Annotated in this window: 22 protein-coding genes; 12 read left to right on the plus strand and 10 right to left on the minus strand. The window is 71.4% G+C overall.

Annotated elements, in window-relative coordinates; translation table 11 throughout:
• Positions 1-170 precede the first annotated feature (170 nt).
• Positions 171-794 carry a maleylpyruvate isomerase N-terminal domain-containing protein gene (locus ACFQV6_RS06125; RefSeq protein WP_378026342.1) on the minus strand — a complete coding sequence of 208 codons (624 nt, stop codon included), beginning with the start codon at positions 792-794 and terminating at the stop codon, positions 171-173.
• A 72-nt stretch (positions 795-866) separates the two neighbouring features.
• Positions 867-1,322: an Lrp/AsnC family transcriptional regulator gene (locus tag ACFQV6_RS06130; protein ID WP_378026343.1), complete on the minus strand. Its 456-nt coding sequence runs from the start codon at positions 1,320-1,322 to the stop codon at positions 867-869.
• A gap of 73 nt (positions 1,323-1,395) precedes the next feature.
• Here ACFQV6_RS06130 and ACFQV6_RS06135 point away from each other — a divergent pair, with 73 nt between their 5' ends.
• Complete coding sequence (locus ACFQV6_RS06135) at positions 1,396-2,487, plus strand: Glu/Leu/Phe/Val dehydrogenase dimerization domain-containing protein (RefSeq protein ID WP_378026344.1); 1,092 nt, start codon at positions 1,396-1,398, stop codon at positions 2,485-2,487.
• A complete protein-coding gene (locus ACFQV6_RS06140; RefSeq protein ID WP_378026345.1) occupies positions 2,481-2,936 on the plus strand; it encodes a hypothetical protein in 456 nt (151 codons plus the stop codon). The genes ACFQV6_RS06135 and ACFQV6_RS06140 overlap by 7 nt, the downstream gene beginning before the upstream one ends.
• A 136-nt stretch (positions 2,937-3,072) precedes the next feature.
• Here ACFQV6_RS06140 and ACFQV6_RS06145 read toward each other — a convergent pair whose 3' ends face one another.
• Positions 3,073-4,569 (minus strand): aldehyde dehydrogenase family protein, encoded by a 1,497-nt coding sequence (locus tag ACFQV6_RS06145; RefSeq protein WP_378026346.1) that lies wholly within the window; start codon positions 4,567-4,569, stop codon positions 3,073-3,075.
• Between the two features lie 81 nt (positions 4,570-4,650).
• Between ACFQV6_RS06145 and ACFQV6_RS06150 the strand changes: the two genes are divergently transcribed.
• From ACFQV6_RS06150 to ACFQV6_RS06165, 4 genes are all read left to right on the plus strand, one after another.
• Positions 4,651-5,454, plus strand: coding sequence for an IclR family transcriptional regulator (locus ACFQV6_RS06150; protein WP_378026347.1), 804 nt, complete (start codon positions 4,651-4,653; stop codon positions 5,452-5,454).
• 115 nt (positions 5,455-5,569) lie between these two features.
• Entirely contained in the window at positions 5,570-7,030 is a 1,461-nt protein-coding gene (locus tag ACFQV6_RS06155) for an aldehyde dehydrogenase family protein (RefSeq protein WP_378026348.1), read from the plus strand.
• A gap of 1,374 nt (positions 7,031-8,404) precedes the next feature.
• Positions 8,405-9,229, plus strand: a complete 825-nt coding sequence (locus ACFQV6_RS06160; protein WP_378026349.1) for an aldo/keto reductase — start codon at positions 8,405-8,407, stop codon at positions 9,227-9,229.
• A 155-nt stretch (positions 9,230-9,384) separates the two neighbouring features.
• On the plus strand, positions 9,385-9,657 hold the full coding sequence (locus tag ACFQV6_RS06165; protein WP_378026350.1) for a YggT family protein: 273 nt from the start codon (positions 9,385-9,387) through the stop codon (positions 9,655-9,657).
• Positions 9,658-9,738: 81 nt separating this feature from the next.
• Here ACFQV6_RS06165 and ACFQV6_RS06170 read toward each other — a convergent pair whose 3' ends face one another.
• Positions 9,739-11,811: a hypothetical protein gene (locus ACFQV6_RS06170; protein WP_378026351.1), complete on the minus strand. Its 2,073-nt coding sequence runs from the start codon at positions 11,809-11,811 to the stop codon at positions 9,739-9,741.
• A gap of 79 nt (positions 11,812-11,890) precedes the next feature.
• Positions 11,891-12,865 carry an acetylxylan esterase gene (locus tag ACFQV6_RS06175; RefSeq protein ID WP_378026352.1) on the minus strand — a complete coding sequence of 325 codons (975 nt, stop codon included), beginning with the start codon at positions 12,863-12,865 and terminating at the stop codon, positions 11,891-11,893.
• A gap of 60 nt (positions 12,866-12,925) precedes the next feature.
• Between ACFQV6_RS06175 and ACFQV6_RS06180 the strand changes: the two genes are divergently transcribed.
• The 3 genes from ACFQV6_RS06180 (at position 12,926) to ACFQV6_RS06190 (ending at position 16,863) form a co-directional block, all read left to right on the plus strand.
• Positions 12,926-15,103, plus strand: a complete 2,178-nt coding sequence (locus ACFQV6_RS06180) for an ATP-dependent RecD-like DNA helicase (protein ID WP_378026353.1) — start codon at positions 12,926-12,928, stop codon at positions 15,101-15,103.
• A gap of 265 nt (positions 15,104-15,368) precedes the next feature.
• Complete coding sequence (locus ACFQV6_RS06185; RefSeq protein WP_378026354.1) at positions 15,369-15,974, plus strand: cutinase family protein; 606 nt, start codon at positions 15,369-15,371, stop codon at positions 15,972-15,974.
• A gap of 253 nt (positions 15,975-16,227) precedes the next feature.
• Positions 16,228-16,863 carry a DUF4360 domain-containing protein gene (locus ACFQV6_RS06190; protein ID WP_378026355.1) on the plus strand — a complete coding sequence of 212 codons (636 nt, stop codon included), beginning with the start codon at positions 16,228-16,230 and terminating at the stop codon, positions 16,861-16,863.
• 13 nt (positions 16,864-16,876) lie between these two features.
• Here ACFQV6_RS06190 and ACFQV6_RS06195 read toward each other — a convergent pair whose 3' ends face one another.
• From ACFQV6_RS06195 to dhaK, 5 genes are all read right to left on the minus strand, one after another.
• Positions 16,877-18,211: a YibE/F family protein gene (locus tag ACFQV6_RS06195; protein WP_378026356.1), complete on the minus strand. Its 1,335-nt coding sequence runs from the start codon at positions 18,209-18,211 to the stop codon at positions 16,877-16,879.
• A gap of 58 nt (positions 18,212-18,269) precedes the next feature.
• On the minus strand, positions 18,270-18,971 hold the full coding sequence (locus ACFQV6_RS06200; protein ID WP_378026357.1) for an acetoacetate decarboxylase family protein: 702 nt from the start codon (positions 18,969-18,971) through the stop codon (positions 18,270-18,272).
• Positions 18,972-19,075: 104 nt separating this feature from the next.
• On the minus strand, positions 19,076-20,650 hold the full coding sequence (locus ACFQV6_RS06205) for a methyl-accepting chemotaxis protein (protein ID WP_378026358.1): 1,575 nt from the start codon (positions 20,648-20,650) through the stop codon (positions 19,076-19,078).
• Positions 20,651-20,826: 176 nt separating this feature from the next.
• Positions 20,827-21,453 carry a dihydroxyacetone kinase subunit DhaL gene (dhaL, locus tag ACFQV6_RS06210; RefSeq protein WP_378026359.1) on the minus strand — a complete coding sequence of 209 codons (627 nt, stop codon included), beginning with the start codon at positions 21,451-21,453 and terminating at the stop codon, positions 20,827-20,829.
• Position 21,454: 1 nt separating this feature from the next.
• Positions 21,455-22,456, minus strand: coding sequence for a dihydroxyacetone kinase subunit DhaK (gene dhaK / locus ACFQV6_RS06215; protein WP_378026360.1), 1,002 nt, complete (start codon positions 22,454-22,456; stop codon positions 21,455-21,457).
• Between the two features lie 95 nt (positions 22,457-22,551).
• On the opposite strand from dhaK, the gene dhaM reads away from it, so the two are divergent.
• The 3 genes from dhaM (at position 22,552) to ACFQV6_RS06230 (ending at position 24,751) form a co-directional block, all read left to right on the plus strand.
• Positions 22,552-22,938: a dihydroxyacetone kinase phosphoryl donor subunit DhaM gene (gene dhaM, locus ACFQV6_RS06220; protein WP_378026361.1), complete on the plus strand. Its 387-nt coding sequence runs from the start codon at positions 22,552-22,554 to the stop codon at positions 22,936-22,938.
• Positions 22,922-23,182, plus strand: coding sequence for an HPr family phosphocarrier protein (locus ACFQV6_RS06225; RefSeq protein WP_378026362.1), 261 nt, complete (start codon positions 22,922-22,924; stop codon positions 23,180-23,182). Before dhaM ends, ACFQV6_RS06225 begins: the two co-directional genes overlap by 17 nt.
• 192 nt (positions 23,183-23,374) lie before the next feature.
• On the plus strand, positions 23,375-24,751 hold the full coding sequence (locus ACFQV6_RS06230; protein ID WP_378026363.1) for an endo-1,4-beta-xylanase: 1,377 nt from the start codon (positions 23,375-23,377) through the stop codon (positions 24,749-24,751).
• The last annotated feature ends 93 nt before the right edge of the window (positions 24,752-24,844 follow it).

Here is a 24,844-nt window from a genome sequence, read left to right on the forward strand (position 1 = left end):
ACCCCCCTCACGCCCAGCCGGCCCACCCAGCTGGCACCCAGCGGGGCCTTTCACGCCCAAACACCCCACTCACGCCCAGCCGGGCCGCCCGGCTGGCGCTCGGCGGGGCCTCTCGCGCCCAAACACCCCACTCACGCCCAGCCGGCCCACCCAGCTGGCACCCAGCGGGGTTAGAGGACGGAGAAGCCGTCGGGGAGTGGGGTGCGGCCGGTGAGGGCGCGCAGGGCCGGGAGCCCGTCGCCGACCGCGACGGCGATGCGGGCGGCGAGGGCGGCCGACTCGGCGAGGACTTCGGGATCGAAGTCGATCGGGAGGCCGGCTGCCGAGGCGGCGTCGGAGCCGTGCACGACCAGCTCGAACGTACGGGTGGGGAGCCAGTCGCGGACCCGCATCCCGCCGGCCGGGGTGGCGATCAGGTCGTCGTCCCCCGCGACGGCGAGCGCCGACGTCGCCTGGCCGATCATGCCGCTGATCACCTGGACCGGCTCCGCGCCGAGCGCCTTGCCGGTGTCGCGCGCGTCATCGGTGGACGCCGAGACCGCGGCCGTCACCAGCTCCGGCGGCGCCTTGCGGACGGTGGCGAAGTATCCCTCGGGCCCGGTCAGCATCAGCATCGGCGCCTGCTCCGCGAGCACCACCGGAACCTGCCGCAGCGCCGAACTCGCGGTGTGCCCGAGCAGATCGCGCAACGTCCACTCCCCCAGCCCCGGCCCGTCGAGCCGCTCGGCTGGGATACGCGACACCAGGTCGGCGAAGGCGATGGCGGCGGAACGGTAGGTGCGGCGAAAGTCCATGACACCAACGCTGCCACGCCGCACCAGCACGCCGCTGCCCCGGACCACAAAGCCGCAGCCGACGGACGCGGCTCAGTCCAGCTGCTCGATGATCCGGTTGCGGGCGTGCTGGTAGATCACCGAGCTGCGAAACCCGACGATCTCGCGCCGCCCGGTGAACCGGTCCATCAGGAACGCGTGCAGATCGTCCACACTGCGCACCGCGACGTGCACCAGAAAGTCGTCGCCACCGGCGAGCACAAACACCGACAGCACCTCCGGCAGCCCGGCGGCATACGATTTGAAACCCTCGATCACGGTACGGGTCAGCGGCCGCACCTGGACGTGCAGCAGCGCCTGCACCTCCCGGCCGAGCGCGGTCAGGCTGACCTCCGCGTGGTAACCGGTGATGACACCCCGATCCCGCAGCAGCCGCACACGTTCCAGGCAGGTCGACGGCGCGATGCCGACAGCGCGGGCCAGGTCGCGGTTGGTCTGCCGGGCGTTCGTCTGCAGTTCCCGCACCAGCGCCGAATCAATGTCGTCCATGTCCGCCATCTTGGCACTCCAGCCGAATTTCATTCGGCGAGACCGTTCGTGGTCCGGCGAGCGTCCTAGCGTCATGGCCGTCAGAGACGCAGACGTACGGGAGGCCGGGATGTCCCTCAACCATCAGCGAGTCGTCGTCGAGCGGGGTTCGCGCTCGGGCCAGCCGATCGTGGTGGCGGTCCACTCCACCGCTCTCGGCCAGGCGATCGGCGGGTGCCGCCTGGCCCACTACGCGGACTGGCGGGACGGTCTCGGCGACGCGTTGCGCCTGTCCGAGGCGATGACCGAGAAGGCGGCTTTGGCCGGGCTGCCACACGGCGGCGGGAAGACCGTGATCGCGCTGCCACCGGGTACGGTCCTGGACGAGGCCGCTCGCCGTGCCGTCCTGCTCGACGCGGGCGACGTGATCGCTTCCCTGAACGGCGGATACGCGACCGGCCCGGACGTCGGCACCGGCCCGGCGGACATGGTGACGATCGGCGAGCGTACGCCCCACGTCTTCTGCCGGCCGGCCGCAACCGGCGGCAGCGGCGACTCCTCCCCGCACACCGCCACCGGGGTCATCGCCGCCCTGCGCGCCGTCGCCGCCGAACGTTTCGGCTCCCCCTCCCTGGCCGGCCGCAGCTTCGCCGTGCTCGGCCTCGGCCGGGTCGGCACGCACGTGCTCCGCCTGCTCGCCGAGTCGGGCGCCCACGTGGTCGCCGCCGACGTGGACGGTTCCCGGCGTGCCGCCGCCGAGCAGTACGGCGCCACCTGGACCGATCCGCACGGCTGCCTGACCGCCGAGGTGGACGTGCTGGTCCCCTCCGCGCTCGGTGGCCTGCTCACCGCGGAGACCGTGCCGCGGCTGGCCTGCTCGGCGGTCGCTGGTCCGGCGAACAATCAGCTGGACGTACCGGCGACCGCCGATCTGCTGCACGCCCGGGGCATCCTCTGGGCGCCGGACGTGGTGGTCAGCGCGGGTGGCATCGTGCACGCGGTCGCCGCCGAGCTGCACCGGGAGCCGGCACCGCGGATCACCGCCCGGCTCGACGGCATCGGGGAGACCCTCGCCGGGATCCTCAGCGCGGCCCGGGAGACCGGCTGCACCCCGGCCGTGGCGGCCTCGCGGCTGGCCCAGTTCCTGGTCGGCGAGCGCGCCACGCCTACGCTGGCGGCATGCTGACGGCGAAACTCACGAGCATGTGGCGGTCCCGCTACGAGATCTGTAACGCCGACACCGTGATCGCGGTCTGGGACGGCAAGTCCTGGACCAGCGGCGGCGACTTCGTTCTCGACGGGCGCACCTACAAGATCCGCGCCAACGGCTGGGGTACGAAATACTCGATGACCGACGACCGGGAGACGGTGGTCGCCGAGGCCGAGCGGGTCGGCCGCAAGCAGTGGCGGGTGCACGCCGGCGGCCGGACGTTCGAGTTCGTGCGCGACTCGATCTGGCGCGGCGGCGACGAGCAGCTGATGGACGGGGAGACCGTCGTCGGCCGGATCCGCCGGACCAGTACCTGGCGCGGTGACGTCGCCGCCGACCTGCCCGGCCTGCCCGTGCCGGTGCAGATCTTCGTGCTCGGCGTCGTCATCACGAACTGGAACAACCAGGCCGCCGCCGCGGGCTGACCCCCGGGCAGCGCCGGCCGATCGGCCCGCGGGATCCGATCGGCCCACGTCAGGCGCTCGGCCGGCGGGAAAGCACTTCGATCCGGCTTGTCATGCACTTAAAGGCTGACCGCCGGAACGGGAAAGGGCTGACCGATCAGAACGGGAACGTACGCCGTTCCTGCCGGGCCGTGACCCACTGGACCTCGGTGAACTCCTCAGCGGCGAAGCCCATGCCGAACCGGCCGGCACCGCTGTCCTTGACACCGCCGAACGGCATCTGCGGCTCGTCGTTGACCGGCTGGTCGTTGACGTGCACGATGCCCGCCTGCAGGTGGCGGGCGAGGTCGAGCCCCCGGTACGGGTCACCGGTGATGATCCCCGCGGTCAGGCCGAAGCCCGAGTTGTTGGCCCGGCGCAGAGCGTCCCGCGTACCGTCCGCCTCCTCCAGCAGGACGACCGGCCCGAACGTCTCGTCGAAGGCGAGCTCCGCCTCGGCGGGCACACCGGCCAGGACGGTCGGCGGGAAGCACCGCCCCACCGGGACACCGCCGGTGAGCAGCCGGGCGCCCAGCTCCACCGCCTCGCGGACCCGTCGTTCGAGCAGCGACAGCGCCCACTCGTTGATCACCGGGCCGATGACGGTACCGGGGTCGCGAGGGTCGCCGACCGGCAGCGCGGCGGCCCGGGCCACGAACCGTTCGGTGAACTCCGCGGCGATCGACGAGTCCACGATGATGCGGCGGGCGCACATGCAGGTCTGCCCGGTGTGCACGAAGGCGCCGTAGGTGGCGGCGTCCACCGCGTATCCCAGGTCGGCGTCGGCGAGCACGAGCAGCGGGTTGTGGCCGCCCAGCTGGAGAACCATCCGCTTGAGGTGGCGGCCGGCCTGTTCGGCGAGACGGCGGCCGGTCACCGTCGAGCCGGTGAAGCTGATTCGCCGTACCCGATGATCTGCGATCAGGGTCTCCGCGACGGACCCGGCCTCGCCCGGCGCGTGGGTGACCACGTTGAGCACGCCCGCCGGCAGCCCGGCCTCGGCCAGGAGCTCCGCCCAGAGTGCGCCACCGGTGAGCGGTGCCTCCTCGGAGGGCTTGAGCACCACGGTGTTGCCCACCGCGATCGGCGCGACGACCGCACGGCCGGCGAGGATCAGCGACGCGTTCCACGGCGCGATCGCGGCGACCACGCCGACCGGGCGCCGCATCGCCAGCGCGCGGGTGCCGTCCAGGTCCGAGGGGAGGATCTGACCCGAGGGCGCGTACGCGAGCCCCGCGGCCTGCCGCAGCATGGTGACGCAGAAGTCGAGCTGGATGCCGGCGAAGTGGACACCGCAGCCGGTCTCCGCCGCGAGCAGCCCGCGCACCTCGTCCCGGCGGCGGCCGAGAACCTCGGCGGCCCGCAGCATGATCCGCTGACGCTGCCCCGGGGAGGCCTCCGACCAGGCCGGGAAGGCGGCCTCGGCCGCATCGATCGCGGCCCGGGCGTCGTCCGCGTCGCCCGCGGCCACCCGCGCGAAGACGTCACCCGTCCACGGGTTCCGCTTCTCGAACGTCCGCCCGGCGGCGCCGTCGGTCCAGACCCCGCCGACGTGGTGCCGCACCGCGCCGATCTCCTGGCCGCCGATCTCCTGGCCGCCGGTCTCCTGGTTCATCGCGGTGCAGATGGTAGCGGACCGTGGTGCCACCGGTCAGCACACCGTTCCGGCAGCCGGAACGGTTGGCTACCATGCGCCATGGCCGACATCGGATCCACCTCCAGCGCCGGGTTCTCGCAGTCCCTGGAGCGCGGCCTCACGATCCTGTCGTCGTTCAGCGAGGCCCGGCCGGTGCTCGGGATCGCCGATCTGTCCCGGGCCGTGTCGCTGAACAAGAGCACCACGTACCGGTACGTGGCGACCCTGGCCCGGCTCGGCTACCTCCAGCAGGACCCGGAGACGAAGAAGTACTCGCTCGGGCCGCGGGCGGTCGACCTCGGGTTCGCCGCGATCAACGCGCTGGAGATCAACCGGGTGGCGGCGCCGTACCTGCAGGCACTCTCCGACGAGACGGGGTACACGGTGAGCATGGCGGTGCTCGACGGTACCGACATCGTCTACGTGGAGCGGCGGCGCAGCGGGCGGGCCGCGCCGTTCGCGGTGGGGCTGAACCTGCACGTCGGGTCGCGGCTGCCGGCGTACTGCACGTCGATGGGGAAGGTGCTGCTGGCGTACCAGGAGCCGGGTGTGCTGCGCGGGCTGCTGGACCGGACCGATTTCGCCCGGCGCGGCCCGAGGACGCTCACCAACCGCGAGCAACTGACCGCGGCGCTGGCACGGATCCGGCAGTGCGGTGTCGCCGTCAACGACGAGGAGCTGGCCTCCGGGCTGCGCTCGGTCGCCGCGCCGGTCCGCGACCGCACCGGGCAGGTGGTCGCGGCGGTGAACGTCGCGGTGCACCTCACCGTGTGGTCGACGACGGCGGACTCCGTGGTGGCCCGCCTGGAGAAGCCGCTGCGGCACGCCGTCACGGATATCTCGGCACGGCTGGGGTATCGCTGAACTGCTGGGGTATCGGTGAGCGAACTATCGTTCGGGTGGCTCGAACACCTCGTTGATGTGCCGGAGATCCCGGCATAGCTTCAGCGCACCCGACCCCACTGGGAGGCGAGCGCCCATGCTCCTCGACGAGAAACTCTGGACCGGCAACATCTTCATCGGCGGCGAGTGGAAGCCGGGGCGGGGCGGCGCGTACGACGTCGTCGAACCCGCCACCGGCGAGGTCCTCGGCCGGATCGGGCGGGCCACGCCCGAGGACGTCGGCGAGGCCGCCCGGCACGCCGCCGAGGCCCAGCGGGCCTGGGCCGCCACCCCGCATCCGGCACGCGCCGCGGTGCTGCGGCGGGCCGCGCAGCTGTGGGGCGAGTACGCCGAGGAGATCTCCGGGTGGAACGTCCGCGAGGTCGGCGCGATCCCGGCGATGGCGGGGTTCGCGCTGCACGTCGCCGAGCAGGAGTGTTACGAGGCGGCGTCACTGCCCAGCCGGCCGTACGGCGAACTGCTGCCCAGCGAGGAACCGCGGCTCTCGATGGCCCAGCGGGTGCCGGCCGGCGTGGTGACCGTGATCGCCCCGTTCAACGTACCGATCATCCTGTCCATCAGGTCCGTCGCGCCGGCCCTGGCACTGGGCAACGCGGTGCTGCTCAAGCCCGACCCGCGTACCGCGGTGACCGGCGGCGTCACCCTCGCCCGGGTCTTCGCCGAGGCCGGCCTGCCGGACGGCCTGCTCCAGGTGCTGCCCGGCGGCACCGACGTCGGCGAGGCACTCGTCACCCACCCGCTGGTACGGGTCATCTCGTTCACCGGCTCCACCCGGGCCGGCCGCCGCGTCGGCGCCCTCGCCGGTGAGCACCTCAAGCGGGCCCACCTGGAGCTCGGCGGCAACTCGGCGATGATCGTGCTCGACGACGCCGACATCGCACCGGCCGTCGACGCCGCGTCGTTCGGCTCCTGGTTCCACCAGGGCCAGATCTGCATGACCACCGGCCGGCACCTGGTACACGACCGGCTCTACGACGAGTTCGTCGAACGCCTCTCCGCGAAGGCCGCCGCCCTGCCGATCGGCGACCCGAACCGGCAGCAGGTCGTGCTCGGCCCGATCATCGACGCCGGCCAGCGCGACAAGATCCACGGCGTGGTCACCCGCTCGGCCTCGTCCGGGGCGCGGATCGCCGCCGGCGGCACGTACGAGGAGCTCTTCTACTCCGCGACGGTGCTCGCCGACGTCTCGGAGGACACCCCCGCGTTCACCGAGGAGATCTTCGGGCCGGTCGCGCCGGTGATGCGATTCCGCGACGCCGAGGAGGCGGTCCGGCTCGCCACCGCCGGCGAGTACGGGCTGTCCCTCGGCATCGTCACCCGCGACGTGATGAAGGGCCTCGCCCTGGCCGAACGGATCCCGACCGGAATCGTCCACATCAACGACCAGACCGTCAGCGACGAGGCGAACAGCCCGTTCGGCGGCGTCGCGGCCTCCGGAACCGGCTCCCGGTTCGGCGGTGCGGCGGCCAACATCGAGGCGTTCACCGAGACCCGCTGGGTGACCGTGCGTGACAAGCCCCCGGCGTACCCGTTCTAGGGAAAGTTGTTTCCGTGCCGTTACAGGCACCTCGGGAGTCTTGCGTTAAATGCACGTTCATCAATAATGAGCGCCATGAATCGAGCCGAGGCGATGCCGGTCGACGGATCCCGGAGCACGACCGAAGCCCCCGGCGGCAGTGCGCCGGCGGGGGCTTCCCGGGACGCCGCACCAGCAGGCAGCCCACTGAAACCGCAGGCCACCGTGCCGGTCCCCGCCGCCGGTGGCACGTCCGCGGCGCCGCCGGGCGCCGTCGGCCCGCCCGCGGCGATCCGCCCCGCCGCCCCATCCCCTTTCGCAGTATCCGCAACCCTTCCCCATCCGCCCTCCCACCATCCCGTCACCGAATCCCGCGATCCGGTCACTCGTCGGCGAGATCTCAGCGCGTCACCCCAGGCTCTCGCGGCGCCCCCACTCGGGGTCGCGTCACGGGATCTCGCGCCCCAGGATCTCGGCGTGTCCCCGGATCTCGGCGTGTCTCCGGATCTCGGCGTGTCTCCGGATCTCGGCGTGTCTCCGGATCTCGGCGTGTCTCCGGATCTCGGCGTGTCTCCGGATCTCGTGACCCGGGATCTTGTGGCGCCGCCGCCGGATCTGCGGCGGAGACGGGGCCCGACACGCAGACTGGTCGGATTGTGAGCCCACCGACGCGGCCGCCGGCGATCAGCCCGGCGGACCGCGTAACCAGCTCCCCGGATGGCCCGCCACCACCCGGCACAGCCCCGTGCCGGCTCCGGCGGCGCCTTCTCTCCCGAACGGGACGAGCCGGGCCACCACGTCTCTCCGAACACCTCCTGACCGTCATGGCCCACACGGCCACCGACCGCTTCCCCCATCGCGACACCCCATCCACCCCCAGGCGCGCCATCCCCCGCAGCGCCCCGGGCCGGCCCACGACGCCGCCCCGCACCCCCGCGCCACCCCGCGCGACAGCGCCACCCCGCGCAGCCGAAGACACCGGGCTCGCCGGACACACCACCGGCACCACTCATGCGAGCGCTGGCGCCGAGTCGCCTGGCACCGTTGTGATCAGTGCATTCGCAGGCTCCACCACGTCCGGCCCCCGTGCCGCAGCGCCCTCGGCCGGAGCCGCGCACCCGGGGCGCCCACCACCCTCGCTCCACCCAGGTGGACAAATCCCGCATTCAGGGCCGTAAAACAACCCCGCACGAGTGATCTTGGACATCTGAGCCGCCCATGACCGGCTCAGGTGTCCAAGATCTCGGGGACCCCTGGGCTGGGAGATCTCACCGGATGGCGGTGTTGGGGTGGGGAACGGGGTCCCGGCGGGGTAGAGGTAGAGGCGTTCGCGCGCCGTCGCCGGTCACCCCGGCGGGTCGAGTGCGCCCATCACCACACCGGGAGGGTCCCGCAATGGCCGGAATTCCGAACGTCACCCTCAACAACGGCATCACCATGCCGCAGATCGGCTTCGGCGTCTTCCAGATCCCCGAGGCGGACACCACCGCCGCCGTGAGTACCGCCCTCGAAGCGGGCTACCGCAGCATCGACACCGCCGCGGCGTACGGCAACGAGACGGGTGTCGGCTCCGCCATCAAGGGCAGCGGCATCCCGCGGAACGAACTCTTCATCACCACCAAGCTGTGGAACTCCGATCAGGGGTACGAGGAGACGCTCCAGGCGTTCGACGCGAGCCTGGCCCGGCTCGGGCTGGACCAGCTGGACCTCTACCTGATCCACTGGCCGACGCCGAAGCACGGCCGGTACCTGGACACCTGGCGGGCGATGGAGCGGCTCATCGAGGAGGGGCGGGTCCGGGCGATCGGCGTCTCCAACTTCCTGCCCGAGCACCTGCGTGCCGTGGCCGGACTGGGCGGTACCGTCCCGGCGGTCAACCAGATCGAGGTGCACCCGGCGCTGCAGCAGCGCGACGCGCAGGCCGTCAACACGGAGCTCGGTGTGGTGACCGAGGCGTGGAGCCCGCTCGCCCAGGCCGGTGTGCTGTCCGAGCGCTCGGTGACCGACATCGCGACGGCCCACGACCGTACGCCCGCGCAGGTGGTGCTCCGCTGGCACGTCCAGCAGGGCCGGGTCGTCATCCCGAAGTCGGTCACGCCGGCCCGGATCGAGGAGAACCTGCGGATCTTCGACTTCGAGCTGACCGGCGACGAGATGGCCGCGATCGACGCCCTGGAGAGCGACGGTCGCACCGGCCCGCACCCGGACCACTTCAACTAGCCCGTTCAACTAGCCCGGAAACGGGAAGGGAGCAGGAGCCGGGAAACGGAGCCGGAGCCGGAGCACTAAACCCGACGCACTCTCAGCCGACGTTTAGGAAGCCCACAGGTAGCCACCGCATAGTGGGAGCACATCCCCTCAGCTGGAGGTTCTGAATGGGTCTACTCGGTCTGGTCGATCTGCTGCTGCTCCTCGTGCAGATCGTGCTGATCGCGCGTGCGGTGCTCGACTGGAGCGTGGCCCTGGCCGGCCCGGCGATGCCCGGTTCGTTCCGCTCGCGGGCCATGGACGGCGTGCACCGGATCACCGAGCCGATGCTCGCACCGGTCCGGCGGATCCTGCCACCGCTGCGGGTCGGCGGCGTCTCGATCGACCTGGCGTTCATCGTGCTCTTCGTGGTGATCGGCGTTCTCCGCACCATCATCTGACCGAGCCCCGCAGAAACGAACCCCGGCCTGACCCCGCTGCCCCACGCGGCGGGATCAGGCCGGCGGCCTGTCCGGACCGCATCACGCCGGCGGCGACCCGCCCCGTTCCCACCCGGCCGCCGATGCCAGTTCCAGGTCAGCCGCGGGTTCAGGCCTCGAAGCGGAGACCGGGTCCGGCGACGGCGAACGGCCGGCAGTGGTGACCGCGCCGCCCTCCCGGTACAGAACCAGCGCCGCCATCGCCAGGAGCAGCACCGCCGCCGCCGGAAGCAACGAGATCCCGTCCGCCGGATAGCCCATCCCGTCGACCGCGAACAGCAGCGACGGCACCACCATGAGCAGATAGATGCTGCCGTACACCAGCACCGGCGTCGCCGGCACCGCGGCCAGCGCCAGCCCGGCCCACAACGTCGTCGTCAGGCCGCGCCTGCGGGACCGGTGCCGCCTCAGCACCGCCGCCACGATCACCGCGAGCGGCAGCCCCAGCAGCACCCCGAGATCGCTGATCTCGTCGGAGCCGTTGCCGAGGTAGGGACCCAGCACGCCGAGCCCGATCAGCGGCAGCCCGATCAGCGCGGCACCCGCCACCGGATGCACCCGCCGGGCACTGGTCGCGACGGCCGTCACCGTGCCGAGCAGCACGCCCGCCGCAGCCACCAGGGCCGTGGTCAGCGGGAGTCCGATCGGCATGAAGGCGTGGTTCTCCCCCGGGGTGCTCTGGAAGTACATCAGCGGGCCGCATCCACTGGCGACCACCGCGACGGTGGTGGTGCGGCGGCGTACGAGCGCGGGCAGACCGGGCCGGAGCACCCGCCCGGCGAGCGCCCAGCTCACCACGATCACCACGGCCGCGGCGATCAGCGCGGCCCGCATGCCGCCCGCACCGGTCACCTCCTGGCGCAGCAGCACGCCCTCGGCGGTCAGCAGCCCGATGCCGAGGGCCACGGCCGCCCACACCGCGCGCCGGCGGTTGGCGGTCGCCACCACCAGCCCGGCGGCCGCGAGCAGGATCCCCGCCCAGCGCAGTTCGGCGGCCCACAGATAGATCTCGCCGTCACCGCCCGGCATCGGCGCGTCCGCGGACCACACCGGCAGGCCCGGCGTCAGAACGGCCACCGTGTACGCCCACGCGACCACTCCCCCGGCGACCGCCGCTGCCCCCGCCAGAAGCGCCGCAACCGGAACCCCGGGCAAGACACCGGCCGCAGGCAAAGCGTCGGGCGCGAGCAAAGCACCAGGCGCAGACGAAGCATCAGGCGCTGACGAAGCACCAGCCGGCGCACCCGCCGCACGCAGGCCATAGACGACCGCGATCCATCCGTACACGCTGAACAGCACCACCCACCCGCCGACGAAGGAGAACGAATCCACGCCGTCGGGGAGGTCCATGGCCATGTCCAGGAGCAGCGAGGACATCGCCGCCCGCAGCCCGCCGGCGAGCCCGCCCGGCCACCAGAACACCACTGGCAAGGTGGACAGCGCGACCGCGACCAGGGCCGTCAGCGGCACACCGGCGACCGCCAGCAGTACGGTGAGCCGGCGCCGGCCACGGGCGGCGGCGCGCACGGCGCTCCGGCCCAGCACCGCGGTCGCGGGGGCCCACACGATCGCCGCGAGCAGCGGTGAGAGGTCCATCAGGTATTCGCTGAACGTCAGCAGTGCCGGGAGCAGCATCAGTGGTGCCAGCACTGCCGGACCGGCCGTGCCGAAGCGCCCGTCGCGGGACATCGGCGCCCGCCGGCCCAGCCACCATCCGAGCGGTACGCCCCACAGCGCCAGCACGAGTCCCTGCACCAGGTGGGAACCCCAGCCCCAGTCGAGCGCCGGCCCGAACGGCAGGAGGACGAACCGCTCGAAGAGCTTCAACACGGCCGTGCCGAGCAGCGCCATTCCCAGCAGGGCGGCGCCCGCACCGGTGCCCGAGCCGGCGCGACGGCCGCCCCAGCCCCGCGGAACACCGGCGGCGTCCCGCACCGGCGGGGCGGTGAGCAGGCTGAACGCGTACCCGAGTTGCCGCAGCGCGGTGCCGGGCCGGCTCTCCAGATCGGCGAGCTCGGCGTGCCATTCGCGGGACATCTCGTCGCGGACGGCCTCGGGCCAGCGGCGGGCCGCCGCGTGCAACGCCCACCGGGTGATGCGGTTCAGCGCGATCATGCGCACACCGTAGCCGACCCCACTATCACTTCTCTACATAGCCCCCGATGAAAATTCGACACACAGCCGCGGCCTCGTATCAGCCCAGGTGGCGAGCCACGAACTCGAGGGCCGCGGTGTCGAAGAAGGTCCGGCCACCGTCATGCCCGTCCCACTCGTACACCTCGATCTGCTTGTCCCCGGAGAGCTCGTTGTACGCCCCGAAAACCCCGGACGGCGGGCACACCTCGTCCATCAGCCCCGCGGACACGATCGCCGGCGCGGTCACCCGCTTCGCGAAGTGCACCACGTCCACGTGGTCCAGGGTGTCGAGGACCGGCCCGGCCAGTTGCGGGTTGGTCCGCAGGAACCGGACCACCTCGGCGAACGGGTTGCTGTCGGTGATGGTGACCGCCCGCCGGATGTCGCAGAGGAACGGCACCCCCGAGACCACCGCCGATACCAGGTCCGGCACGAGACCGGCGGCCGCCAGTGACAGCGCGCCACCCTGGCTCTTGCCGGTGACCACGAGACGCGACGCGTCGACGCCCGGCAGTTCGGCCGCCACCTCGACGGCCCGCGCCGCGTCGGTGAACAGGCGCCGGTAGTAGAACGAATCCGGCGACTGCACCCCGCGGGTCAGGAAGCCCGGTGTCGACGGGCCGGCACCGGAGTCGTCCACGTCGGGGGTGTCGCCGCCGCGCCAGCTGCCGCCCTGGCCGCGGGTGTCCATCACGAGGTGGGCATATCCGGCGCTGGCCCAGACGAGCCAGTCGATCGGCAGGCCGCGGCCGCCCCCGTACCCGATGAACTCGACAGCGACCGGCAACGGCCCGGTGACACCCGCGGGCCGGTTGAGCCACGCCCGGATCGGCTGGCCCGCGTACCCGGTGAAGGTCACGTCGTGGGTGGTGATGCCGCGCAGCGGCGTGGTCACCTCGGTGAGCCGCGGCGGTGACGCGGCCCGGCGGGCGGCGGCGAGGGTGCCGGACCAGAAGTCGTCGAAGCCCTTGGGCTCGGTGGCGGAGGACCGGTAGGTGCGCAACTCGGAGAGCGGCAGATCAAAGAGCGCCATGAGTGATCACGCTAGGCCCTGCCGGGAGCGCGGGACAGCCCTGCGGGCACGATGTGAGACGTGTCGAACAGCCTGCCGAAGGCTCAGCACGTCCTCGAGGCGGTGCTGGAGCGGCTGACGTATGTCAATGAGGAGACCGGTTACACGGTGGCCCGAGTCGCCACCGGCCGTGGCTCCGACCTGCTCACCGTGGTCGGTGCGCTGCTCGGCGCGCAGCCCGGTGAGAGCCTGCGGATGTCCGGCTGGTGGTCGTCGCACCCGCAGTACGGGCGGCAGTTCGAGGTGCTCTCGTACACCACAGTGCTGCCCGCGACCATTCAGGGCATCCGCCGTTACCTGGGATCAGGGCTGGTCAAGGGCATCGGCCCGGTGTTCGCCGAGCGGATCGTCGACCATTTCGGACTCGATACCCTGGAGATCATCGAGGAGTCGCCGGAGCGGCTGATCGAGGTCGCCGGCCTCGGCCCCAAGCGCACCAAGAAGATCACCGCGGCGTGGGCCGAGCAGAAGGCGATCAAGGAGGTGATGCTCTTCCTTCAGGGTGTGGGCGTCTCCACGTCGATCGCCGTGCGGATCTTCAAGAAGTACGGCGACTCCAGCATCAGCGTGGTCAAAAACAGTCCCTACACGCTCGCGGCCGACGTCTGGGGCATCGGCTTCAAGACCGCCGACACGATCGCGCAGGCGGTCGGCATCCCGCACGACAGCCCCGAACGGGTAAAGGCCGGCCTCCAGTACACGCTGTCCCAGGCCACCGACAACGGCCACTGCTTCCTCCCGGCCGACGAGCTGACCGCCGAGGCCACGAAGATCCTCGATGTGCCCGGCGGCCTGATCCCGTCCTGCCTCGCCGACCTGGTCACGGAGGAGGGCGTCGTTCGCGAGGGTGACGCCGTCTACCTGGTCCCGTTCCACCGCGCCGAGCAGTCCCTCGCCTCGTCGCTGCTCAAGCTGTTGCACGACCGGTCGGACCGGATGCCGCAGTTCGGCGGCGTCGACTGGGTCAAGGCCCTCGGCTGGCTGCGTCAGCGCACCGGCTCGACCCTCGCGACCGAACAGGAACAGGCGGTCAAACTCGCGCTCACGTCGAAGGTCGCGGTGATGACCGGCGGTCCGGGCTGCGGGAAGAGCTTCACCGTACGGTCGATCGTCGAACTCGCCGCCGCCAAGCAAGCCAAGATCCAGCTCGTCGCACCCACCGGCCGTGCCGCGAAGCGGCTCGCCGAGCTGACCGGCCACCCGGCGGCGACCGTGCACCGCCTGCTCAAGCTCCAGCCCGGCGGCGAGGCCACCTACGACCGGGACAACCCGCTCGACGCCGACCTGATCGTTGTCGACGAGGCCTCCATGCTCGACCTGATCCTGGCGAACAAGCTGGTCAAGGCCATCGCGCCGGGCGCGCACCTGCTTCTCGTCGGCGACGTCGACCAGCTGCCGTCGGTCGGTGCCGGCGAGGTGCTGCGCGACCTGCTCGCCGCCGACGCCATCCCGCGCGTGCGGCTCACCCAGATCTTCCGGCAGGCCGCCGAGAGCGGCGTCGTCACCAACGCGCACCGGGTCAACCAGGGCCGCCCGCCGCTGCTCGACGGCATGCGCGACTTCTTCCTGTTCGCGAACGACGACACCGAGGCGACCGCCGCGCTCACCGTGGACGTCGCCTGCCACCGCATCCCCCGCAAGTTCGGCCTCGATCCCCGCCGCGACGTGCAGATCCTCACGCCGATGCACCGCGGTCCGGCGGGTGCGGGCGCCCTCAACACGATGCTGCAGCAACAGCTCACGCCGGCCCGCGAGGGCCTGCCGGAGCGCCGGCTGGGCGGGCGGGTGTTCCGGGTGGGCGACAAGGTCACCCAGATCAGGAACAACTACGACAAGGGCGCGGCGGGCGTCTTCAACGGCACGGTGGGCGTGGTGACCGGGCTGTCGCCCGAGGAGCAGACCCTTACTGTACGGACGGACGAGGACGAATCGATCGACTACGACTTCGACGAGCTCGACGAGCTGGCCCATGCGTACGCGATCACGATCCACCGCTCGCAGGGTTCCGAATATCCGGCGGTGGTGATCCCGCTGACCACCAGCGCCTGGATGATGCTGCAGCGCAACCTGCTCTACACCGCCATCACCCGGGCCAAGAAGCTCGTCGTCCTCGTCGGCTCACGCCGGGCCCTGGCCGCCGCGGTCCGCACGGTCAGCGCGGGCCGCCGCCACACCGCCCTCACCCAGCGCCTGGAGTGAGCCCAGCCCGCTCTATAAGCCGCCGCTGAAGTGTGAGACGGCCGTCGCAAATCCCGTCGGGACGGTTCCTGCGTAGTGCGTGCAGTAACTGAGCCTTTTTCAACGTGGCGAGGGCCTCGGTCGCCGGCGCCGCACAACGGCCCGGCAGCTTCAGGCCCGATGCCAGGTTGAAAATTGCTCACTGTTCGGCAGACGGAAGGACGTCAAGATGCGCAGGAGCAGGTTGGTGACACTCGTGGCGGCGGGTGCCGTGGCCATCGCTGGGATGGCTGTAGCACCCCTGACCTTCGCCGCGGAAGCGCCCCGGAACGGATGCCCCGATGTAGAGGTACTGGGGGCGCGCGGCACGACCGAGCGCCCCGGGCTCGGCGTGCTGTTGACGCCGCTGGCCCAGCGGATCACCAGGGATGTGCCGCAGACCGTACGCACCACCGCGGTCGACTACCCGGCCTCCTTCAACTACACCTCGAGCGTGCGGCAGGGCGTGGCGGACCTGACCGCGAAAGTTCAGCGCACCGCCGCCGCGTGCCCGGAGACGAAGTTCGTGCTGACGGGCTACTCGCAGGGCGCGGACGTGGTCGGTGACGCGGTCACCGGCGCCCTCGCGAACGACCTGGACCAGGTCGCCGCGGTACTGCTCTTCGGCGATCCCACCTTCACCGCCGGCGAGCAGTTCAACGTCGGCACCGGAACGCGGTCCGGTGTCTTCCCGCGGGGCCGCAACCGGCTGGCCGAGGTCGCCGACCGTACCCAGTCGTTCTGCAACCGCAACGACCGGTTCTGCCAGGGCGGGACGAGCCTGGCGGCGCACCTGGACTACAACAAGTTCCTCGGTGACGCCACCGGCTTCACCGCGGAGCGGGTGGGGTGACACCGGCCGGTCGACGCCGGGCCGGGCCGGTGACACACCGGCTCGAATAGCACACTGAGCACGACCACGGGCGGCCATTCGGGAATTCGAGACGAATGGCCGCCTTTGCTCAAACTTCCGTTCGTCTGTTTACGGCACTCCGCACCCAGTTCGCGGAAATCACTAGGGTGAGATTTGAAACGATGCCGAATTCTCATTCCGAATTATTCTCCTATTCGGGAAGGGAATTGCAGAAACAGACGGGGGTATTCTCATGTTGCGTACGATCACCGCTGCGGTGGCAATGCTGGGAACGCTGGGTGTGGCCAGTCCGTCCCAGGCGGGACCACCGCCGGTACCCGATGACATGATGATCATCGACGTGGTCAAGGCGAACGGCTCGGGCTGCCCGGACGAGTCCGCCGCGATCACGGTCGCCGACGACAACAAGGCCTTCACGGTCACCTACTCCGAGTACACCGCGCAGGTCGGCCCGAAGTCGGGCCCGCTGGACTTCCGGAAGAACTGTCAGCTCGCGCTCGACATCAAGGTTCCTTCGGGATTCACCTTCGCCGTCGCGACGGCCGACTACCGCGGATTCGCGAGCCTGCGCGGCGGCTCGTGGGCCGAGCAGAACGCCAGCTACTACTTCCAGGGCTATTCACAGACGACCCGCACCAAGCACACTTTCAAGGGCCCGCTGGAGGACAACTGGCAGCGGACCGACCAGGTGGGAATCGCGTCGCTCAACTTCCTCAAGTGCGGTGACCGGCGGTTCCTGAACATCAACACCGAATTGCGGGTCAACCGCGGCTCGTCGGACTCGACGAAGTACACCAGCTTCATCTCGATGGACTCGACCGACGCGTCGATCAACACCGTTTACCGGGTCGTCTGGAAGAAGTGCTGAGCCGGCACCCGTACTAACGACCCGGGGCGGTGTCGCGATCGACGAACGCCGCCCACGGGTCCTCCGGCGGACGCCGCTCCCCCTCCCCGGCAGGAGCGGCGCCGCCCGGACCTTCGCGCCCCGCACGACCCGCCAGACCCCCGCCCGCAACTGTGGCCGGAGCCGGCCGCACCGACCGGGCGGCCAGGTAGGCGGCGAGCGCCGTGGTGATCGGCACCGCCGCCACCAGCCCGATCGTGCCGACCGCGCTGCGCACCAGCTCCTGGGCGATGAGCTGGGAGGTGAGCAGCTCACCCACCGGTGTGTTGCCGGCCGCGAAGAGCAGCATCAGGGGCAGCGAGGCACCCGCGTACGCCAGCACGATGGTGTTGATGACCGAGGCGATGTGCGCCCGGCCGATCCGGGTGGCCGCACCGTAGAGCCGCCGGAAGCCGTACGCCGGATTGGCCACCGCCAGCTCGGTCACCGTGGCGGACTGGGTGACCGTGACGTCGTCGAGCACGCCCAGCGATCCGATCACGATGCCGGCCAGCAGCAGGCCCTGCATGTTGACCTCGCCCTGGGTGATCGTCAGGAAGTTCGAGGTCTCGTCGGCGACCCCGGTCAGATGCACCACCGCCGTCGCCACCGCCGCCAGCACCGCCGTGATCGCCAGGCTGGCCAGCGTGCCCGCGACCGCGACCGTGGTGGTGGGCGAGAACCCGTGGGTCAGGTAGAGCACGACCAGCATGATCGCCGCGGCGCCGACGACCGCCACCGCGACGGGTGAGCGCCCGTCCAGGATCGCCGGGACGATGAACCAGAGCAGGATGCCGAAGGTGACGGCCAGGCCGGCCAGCGCCGTCACGCCCCGCCACCGGCCGAAGGCGACGATCGCGAGCGCGAACGCCGCCCCGAGCAGCCACAGCTGGCGGGACCGCTGATGGTCCATCACCGAGTAACTGGTGCTGCCCTCGTTGTTCAGCGCGAGCAGCACCACGTCGTCGCCGGTCTCGACCCGCGGGGCACCCGGGCCGTTGGGCAGGTCGGTGGTGATCTCGGTGCCCTCGGCGTCGCCGCTGGTCAGCCTCACGGTGAGGGTGCCGCAGTTCTCGAGCGGGATGTCGTCCTCGGGCACCGGCGGGCACTCGACCGGGGCCATCGACGTGATCTGCCCGAACACGCGGGACGGGCCGTCCTCGCCGGCGGCGGCCCGTGGTGCGTCGCGGGGCCAGAGCAGCATCATGCCCACGATGGTGATCAGCACCGCCGGCACGAGCAGGAGCAGGGTGAGCCGCCGCGCGCCGGGCAGGACCGGCAACTTCCCGCCGGGCGCGTGGTGATGGTGGTCGTGACCGGCCGGGCTCATCTCGCTCCTCAACGGTTCGGCGGTGCGTGCCTGCCGAACCGTACCCGGGAGGTGAGCGTCAGGAGGCGGGACGCTCCCGGTCGGCGGGCGGGCGGGCCCGCTCGGCGGCCGAGCGGGCCCGGTCACCGGCGGAACGGCCGAAGGTCAGCCAGAAGTCGGTGATCGCGAGGCTCAGCGCGGGGCGACGGCCGGCCAGGTAGCCGAGTGGGCCGTCAGGATCCGGGCGCCAGGCGGCGTTCGCCGTACGCAAACCGGCACGGCCTCGCACCGGTGTGCGCCGGACGTGCTCGCCCAGAGCTTGGGCCACCGTCATGCCCACCGGGAAACGGCCCGGTAGCCGCCCCTTCAGCCGGACCAGCGCCGAAGCGATGGGCGTGCCCCGGCCGGGAAGCGTGGCGGTCGCATCCACCAGGGGCTCGGTCTCGGTGTCGATGCTGAAGTCGGCCAGGTCCTTGGGGATGCCCCACAGCCGCCGGCCGCCCTCCCGGGACGCCACGCTGTCCACCCAGATGTCGATGATGCTCACCCGGGGCCGGCCGCGCTCGTGCACCAGGACCGCGCTGAGCAGCTCCTGATAGTGCAGGACGCCGCCGGGCTCGTAGCGGACCCAGGCGGCGCCGACCGCGACCCGGCCGCCGAACGTGATCGGGCGGACCGCCGCGCCGAGAACCGGAGGCAGCTGCGGTAGCCGCCCCCGGGGGATGAGGAAGACCGACAGGAACATCTGACCGCGCAGGTGCCAGGGCTCGGGCGGGTACATGCCCTACACATTGACACCTGCCGACGTCATACACCAGCGGCGAAAACGGTCATTACCGCACGTGCGAGACCACGGTGTGGCGCTGGGCAGCCGTGGTGAGACGGTCAGTACCGGAAGCGCGAGACCACCGTGTGCAGCTGGGCCGCCGTGGTGGTCAGGTCCTCGGCGGCGTGCCGGGTGTCGCCGACCGTGTCGGTGGTCCGGCGGGTGGCGTCGGAGACCGAGGTGATGGTCGCGGCGATGTCACCGGCACCGCTCGCCGCCTCGGTCAGCGTACGGTTCATCTCCTGCGTGGTCGCCGTCTGCTCCTCGACCGCGGAGGCGATGGTGAGCTGCAGGCCGTTGATCCGCTCGATGATCGCCGAGATCTCGCCGATCGCGGTGACCGCGCCGCTGGTGTCGGCCTGAATGGCCTGCACCCGCTGGGAGATGTCCTCGGTCGCCTTGGCCGTCTCCTGCGCCAGGTCCTTGACCTCGCCGGCGACCACCGCGAAGCCCTTGCCGACCTCGCCGGCGCGGGCCGCCTCGATGGTGGCGTTGAGCGCGAGCAGGTTGGTCTGCTCCGCGATGCTGGTGATCACCTTGACCACTGTGGCGATCTCCTCGGACGACGCGCCGAGGCGCCCCACGATCGCGTTGGTGGCCGAGGCGACCTGCACCGCCTGCGCGGCGACCTCGGTGGCCTCGGACGTCGAGACGCTGATGTCGCGGATCGCCGAGCCCATCTCCTGCGAGCCGGCCGACACGATCTGCAAGTTGTTGGAGACCACGTCGGCGGCGGCGGCGACGGTACCGGCCTGCGAGGAGGCCTGGTTGGCGGCGGCGTCGACGGCGATCGACACCGAGCTGAGCTGCCCGGCGGCGGTCTGCAGGGTGGTCACGCTGCCGGCCAGTTGAATGACGTCCTCCCGCAGGCGGGCGATGCCGCGGTCCAGGGCGGCGGCCATCCGGCCGATCTCGTCCTCGCTGCGCACCCCCGAGCTGCGGGTGAGGTCGCCCTCCGCCAGCCCTTCGGCGATGTGCGCGACGCTGCTGACAGTGTGCGTGACCCGGGACGCGACCCGGAACCCGATCAGCAGGCTGATCAGCACACCGGCCGCGAGCACCAGCCCGATCGTCCAGGCCGCGGAGGTGCCGGACTTCTCGTTGGCGCTGATGCTCTCCTCCGCGAGCTTCACCGCCCGGCCCTGGAGGGCTGTCTGGTCGGCGGTGAGCGCACCGCGCAGGTCGTCGTACTGCTTGACCACGCCGGCCAACTCGCTCGCCGACGCCTTGGACCGGTCGGTGTTGATGAACACGAGGTAGGCACCCCAGTCCGCCTCCGCCTTGGTCACCGAGGCCTCACCGGGCAGGCTCGCCTTCAGGGTGCCGATCGCCTCGTCGATCGCCTTCTGGTTCGCGGCCATCCCGGTCTTGATCCGGTCGGCGAGAGCGGGGTAGAGCTGCATCGCCGAGACGTTGCCGCTGAACGCCTCGATGTTGGTGCTGAACGCACCGACCGCGGTCTCGATCACGAGCGACTGGCGGTGCGCCGAGGCTGCCTCGCTGTTCAGGTCGTAGACCGTCTTCACGGCCAGGCCCCCGACCAGGAGACCGCTGACGGTCGCGGTCATCGCCGCCGCACCGATCTTGGTCCGCAGGGAGCGGTTGTCGAACAACCCGCCGAATCCCATACCCATGCCCTCCCATCCCGTTCGCTCGCCACAGCGCACCAGCGCGCCCTGGTCACGAGCTTGAGGAAATCCCCGGCGCGCCGGGGATGAGAAGGCCGGCCCTCCCCTCAGCGAATTGTCGGCTCACGGCGACCCGCGCGGGCCGAAGTCCGCGAGATTGGTTCAGGTTCTCCGGCCGCGCTCTATATCGCGGAGACGTCTGCTAAGGCCCGGAAGATCAGCGCGGTGGAGGTGGCACCCGGGTCCTGATGGCCGATGCTGCGCTCACCCAGGTACGAGGCGCGCCCCTTACGCGCCCGCATGGCGGCCGTCGCCCGAGCACCCTCGTCGGCCGCCCGGGCCGCCGCCGCGGCCGCCTCGGCGAGATCGGAGCCGGAACCCACCGCCACCTCGAACGCGTCGAGCGCCGGCCGGTACGCATCCACGATGGTCTTGTCCCCCGGCTCCGCCCCGCCCAGCTTGCGCACCGCCTCCAGCCCCGCGTCGAGCCCGGCCACCAGCGCGGACAGCTCGACCTCCGGCCCCGGCGGCAGCGCCTTGCCCAGCGCGCGCAGGGCGCTGCCGTAGAGCGGGCCGGACGCGCCACCCACCTTGGAGATCAGCGTCGTGCCGGCCTTGACGAACACGGCTCCCACACCGTCCGGCGGTGTCCCGTCGAGTGTGGCGACCACAGCGGCGAAGCCCCGGTTCAGGTTCACACCGTGGTCGCCGTCGCCGATCGCCGAGTCCAGCCGGGTGAGCCGGTCGGACTCGGCGGCGACAGCACCGGCGGAGGCACGCAGCCAGGCGAGGGCGAGAGCCACGTCCATGTCACGCTCCCCAGCGCAGGCCGGGGGTACGCACCGGCGCGTCCCACAGTCGCAGCATCTCGTCGGTGACCCGGGTGACGGTCAGCGACAGCCCGGCCATGTCCAGGCTGGTCACGTAGTTGCCGACCAGCCGGCGGGCGATCCGCAGCCCACGCTCCTCGAGGACCGCGGCGACCTCGCCGTAGACCAGGTAGAGCTCGAGCAGCGGGGTGCCACCGAGCCCGTTGACCAGCACGATCACCTGATCACCGGCGTTCAGCGGCTTGGCCTGCAGGATCGCGTCGACGGCGGAGCCGGCCAGCTGCTTGGCGGGACGCAGTTTCTCCCGGCGCCGCCCGGGCTCGCCGTGGATGCCGACACCGGCCTCGATCTCGTCGTCCGGGAGGTCGAACCCGGGACGGCCCGCCGCGGGAGTGGTGCCGGCCGTCAGCGCGTACGCGAACGATGCCGACGCGGCGTTGACCTCGCGCCCGATGGCCGCCACCTCGGCCAGCTTGCCGCCCTCCTCGGCGCGCGCACCGGCGATCTTCTCCACCAGCAGGGTGGCGCCGGTGCCGCGCCGGCCCGCCGTCCACGTCGAGTCCTCCACCGCGATGTCGTCGTCGACGAGCACCGTCTCGACGCTGATGCCCTCGTCGGCGGCGAGCTCCGCGGCCATCTGGAAGTTCATCACGTCACCGGTGTAGTTCTTCACCACGTGCACCACACCGGCACCGCCGTCGACGGCCTTGGTGGCGGCGAGGATCTGATCGGGCACCGGCGAGGTGAAGACCTCACCGGGACAGGCCGCGTCGAGCATCCCGGCGCCGACGAACCCGCCGTGCAGCGGCTCGTGCCCGGACCCGCCACCGGAGACCAGCGCCACCTTGCCGGGGCGCGGCGCATCAGCGCGGGCGATGTACTGATCGGTGGTGTCGACGCGCAGCTCGCCGGGATGAGCCGCGGCGAGTCCGGCGAGCGCCTCGGCCACCACGTCGGCGGGATCGTTGATGAACTTCTTCACGGCCGGCTCCTTCCAGGGGCGACAGTGCCCTCGACCCCCAGCATTGTCGCGCTGGGCGATTCGGCCAAGACTTTCTGTGACTAACATTCACGGACATGGCGCTCGTGGGGATCGTGCTCGTGTCGCACAGCGACAAATTGGCATCGGGGCTGCGGGACCTGCTGCGCCAGGTCGCCACCGATGAGGTACGGGTGGAGCCCGCCGCCGGGACCGAGGATGGTGATCTCGGCACCAGCTCCGCACTGATCGAGGCCGCCGTGGCCAGGGCGGACAGCGGCGCCGGAGTGGTCGTCCTGGCCGACCTGGGCAGTGCGGTGCTGACCGCGCGTACCGTGCTGGAGGATCTGCCGGCCGGCCCGGTTCTGGTGGACGCGCCGTTCGTCGAGGGCGCGGTCGCCGCGGCGGTGCTCGCCTCGACCGGCGCCGATCTGGCAACGGTCGCCGACGCCGCCCGGGAGGCTCGTGATGTCCCCAAGTTCTGAGACACCGGTGGTGCTGCCGGCCGCTCTGCACGCGCGGCCGGCGGGCGCGGTCGTCCGGGTGGCGTCCGGGTTCACGGCCACCGTGGAGGTTCGTTCCGGCTCGCGCGCGGCGAGTGCGCGCAGCGCTCTGCGGCTGATGTCGCTGGGTGCGGAGGCCGGCAGCACTGTCGTCGTGCACGCCGAGGGCGAGGATGCCGATGCTGCCGCCGAAGCCGTGGCTGCCGTCCTGAGAACGGCTGTCTAGCGCCTCGATCCCCGGAAGTTTCGGGCCCTCACACCGCCATGGGCACGCTCCCATCCTCAGCATTACCGGTGAGAACGGACAACTTGACCTTCCGAGTTTCCGGGACGCGTTACTAAAGTTTCGGCCGTCCGAAGCTGTCCGCCGATGTTCCCCGCATCGACGCCCCTCGCTCCCACTCGAAGGTTGATCCCCATGACCCGTCCCCGCACCACCGTCATCGCGCTCGCTGCGGGCCTGCTCGCGGCAGCCGGTTCCTTCGTAGTCCTCTCCCCAGCCGACGCCGCGTCCACACTGGGCTCGGCCGCGGCCGCCAAGGGCCGCTACTTCGGCACCGCGGTCGCCGCCTACAAGCTCTCCGACTCCGTCTACTCGGGAATCCTGAACCGGGAGTTCACCTCGGTCACCCCGGAGAACGAGATGAAGTGGGACGCCACCGAGCCCACACAGGGCTCCTTCAACTACTCCTCGGCCGACACGATCGTGAACCGGGCGATCACCAACGGTCAGAAGGTACGGGGACACGCGCTCGCCTGGCACTCGCAGCAGCCGGGCTGGGCACAGAACCTCAGCGGCACCGCGCTGCGCAACGCCATGGTCAACCACGTCACCCAGGTCGCCACCCACTACCGCGGGAAGATCGACTCGTGGGACGTGGTGAACGAGGCCTTCGCCGACGGCGGCAACGGCGCCCGGCGTGACTCCAACCTCCAGCGCACCGGCAACGACTGGATCGAGGTCGCCTTCCGCACCGCGCGGGCCGCCGACTCCACCGCGAAGCTCTGCTACAACGACTACAACACCGACGGGCAGAACGCGAAGAGCAACGCCGTGTACGCGATGGTGCAGGACTTCAAGGCGCGCGGCGTACCGATCGACTGTGTCGGTTTCCAGTCGCACTTCAACTCGGCGTCACCGCTGCCCTCGGACTACCAGGCCAACCTCCAGCGCTTCGCGAACCTCGGCGTCGACGTGCAGATCACCGAGCTGGACATCGAGGGCTCGGGCACCGCACAGGCCAACTCGTACGCCGCGGTGGTCCGCGCCTGCCTGGCGGTGACCCGGTGCAACGGCATCACGGTGTGGGGCATCCGCGACACCGACTCCTGGCGGGCCAGCGGCACCCCGCTGCTCTTCGACGGCAGCGGCAACCCGAAGGCCGCCTACAGCGCGACACTGACCGCCCTCGGCGCCACCACCGACCCCAGCACCTCCCCGCCGACCTCCCCCTCGACTTCGCCCTCCGCCTCCCCGTCCACGTCGCCCTCCACGCCGTCCGGCTCGGGCTGCACCGCGAGTGTCTCGGTGAACGCGTGGACCGGCGGCTTCGTGGCCACCGTGAAGGTCACCGCGGGCGCCACCCGGCTCTCCGGCTGGACCGTCGGCCTCACGCTGCCGTCCGGCTCCGCCGTCTCCAACACCTGGAGCGCGACAGCCTCCGGCACCACCGGCGCCGTCTCCTTCACCAACGTCGCCTACAACGGCGCGGTCAACCCCGCCGCCACCACCGAGTTCGGCTTCCAGGGCACCGGCACCGCCCCCTCCACCACCCCCACCTGCACCGCTCGCTGACCCCCGCCCGCTGACCCACCGCCCGCTGACCCACCGCCCGTTGATTCATTGCCCGCTGACCCAGCCAGCGCAGAACCCCGGCCGGTGACACGC

It is taken from the genome of Actinoplanes sp. GCM10030250, assembly GCF_042666575.1.
Classification (GTDB): Bacteria; Actinomycetota; Actinomycetes; order Mycobacteriales; family Micromonosporaceae; genus Actinoplanes.

Bases quoted from the DNA above. Each gene is read 5' to 3' on its own strand.
- ACFQV6_RS06155 (WP_378026348.1), top strand. From the start codon at position 5,570: ATGCTCCTCGACGAGAAACTCTGGACCGGCAACATCTTCATCGGCGGC.
- ACFQV6_RS06135 (WP_378026344.1), top strand. From the start codon at position 1,396: ATGGCCGTCAGAGACGCAGACGTACGGGAGGCCGGGATGTCCCTCAAC.
- ACFQV6_RS06165 (WP_378026350.1), top strand. From the start codon at position 9,385: ATGGGTCTACTCGGTCTGGTCGATCTGCTGCTGCTCCTCGTGCAGATC.
- ACFQV6_RS06190 (WP_378026355.1), top strand. From the start codon at position 16,228: ATGTTGCGTACGATCACCGCTGCGGTGGCAATGCTGGGAACGCTGGGT.
- ACFQV6_RS06195 (WP_378026356.1), bottom strand. From the start codon at position 18,211: ATGAGCCCGGCCGGTCACGACCACCATCACCACGCGCCCGGCGGGAAG.
- ACFQV6_RS06205 (WP_378026358.1), bottom strand. From the start codon at position 20,650: ATGGGTATGGGATTCGGCGGGTTGTTCGACAACCGCTCCCTGCGGACC.
- ACFQV6_RS06160 (WP_378026349.1), top strand. From the start codon at position 8,405: ATGGCCGGAATTCCGAACGTCACCCTCAACAACGGCATCACCATGCCG.
- ACFQV6_RS06230 (WP_378026363.1), top strand. From the start codon at position 23,375: ATGACCCGTCCCCGCACCACCGTCATCGCGCTCGCTGCGGGCCTGCTC.
- ACFQV6_RS06185 (WP_378026354.1), top strand. From the start codon at position 15,369: ATGGCTGTAGCACCCCTGACCTTCGCCGCGGAAGCGCCCCGGAACGGA.
- ACFQV6_RS06175 (WP_378026352.1), bottom strand. From the start codon at position 12,865: ATGGCGCTCTTTGATCTGCCGCTCTCCGAGTTGCGCACCTACCGGTCC.
- ACFQV6_RS06200 (WP_378026357.1), bottom strand. From the start codon at position 18,971: ATGTACCCGCCCGAGCCCTGGCACCTGCGCGGTCAGATGTTCCTGTCG.
- ACFQV6_RS06225 (WP_378026362.1), top strand. From the start codon at position 22,922: ATGTCCCCAAGTTCTGAGACACCGGTGGTGCTGCCGGCCGCTCTGCAC.
- ACFQV6_RS06140 (WP_378026345.1), top strand. From the start codon at position 2,481: ATGCTGACGGCGAAACTCACGAGCATGTGGCGGTCCCGCTACGAGATC.
- dhaL (WP_378026359.1), bottom strand. From the start codon at position 21,453: ATGGACGTGGCTCTCGCCCTCGCCTGGCTGCGTGCCTCCGCCGGTGCT.
- dhaM (WP_378026361.1), top strand. From the start codon at position 22,552: ATGGCGCTCGTGGGGATCGTGCTCGTGTCGCACAGCGACAAATTGGCA.
- ACFQV6_RS06150 (WP_378026347.1), top strand. From the start codon at position 4,651: ATGGCCGACATCGGATCCACCTCCAGCGCCGGGTTCTCGCAGTCCCTG.
- ACFQV6_RS06145 (WP_378026346.1), bottom strand. From the start codon at position 4,569: ATGAACCAGGAGACCGGCGGCCAGGAGATCGGCGGCCAGGAGATCGGC.
- ACFQV6_RS06170 (WP_378026351.1), bottom strand. From the start codon at position 11,811: ATGATCGCGCTGAACCGCATCACCCGGTGGGCGTTGCACGCGGCGGCC.
- ACFQV6_RS06125 (WP_378026342.1), bottom strand. From the start codon at position 794: ATGGACTTTCGCCGCACCTACCGTTCCGCCGCCATCGCCTTCGCCGAC.
- ACFQV6_RS06130 (WP_378026343.1), bottom strand. From the start codon at position 1,322: ATGGACGACATTGATTCGGCGCTGGTGCGGGAACTGCAGACGAACGCC.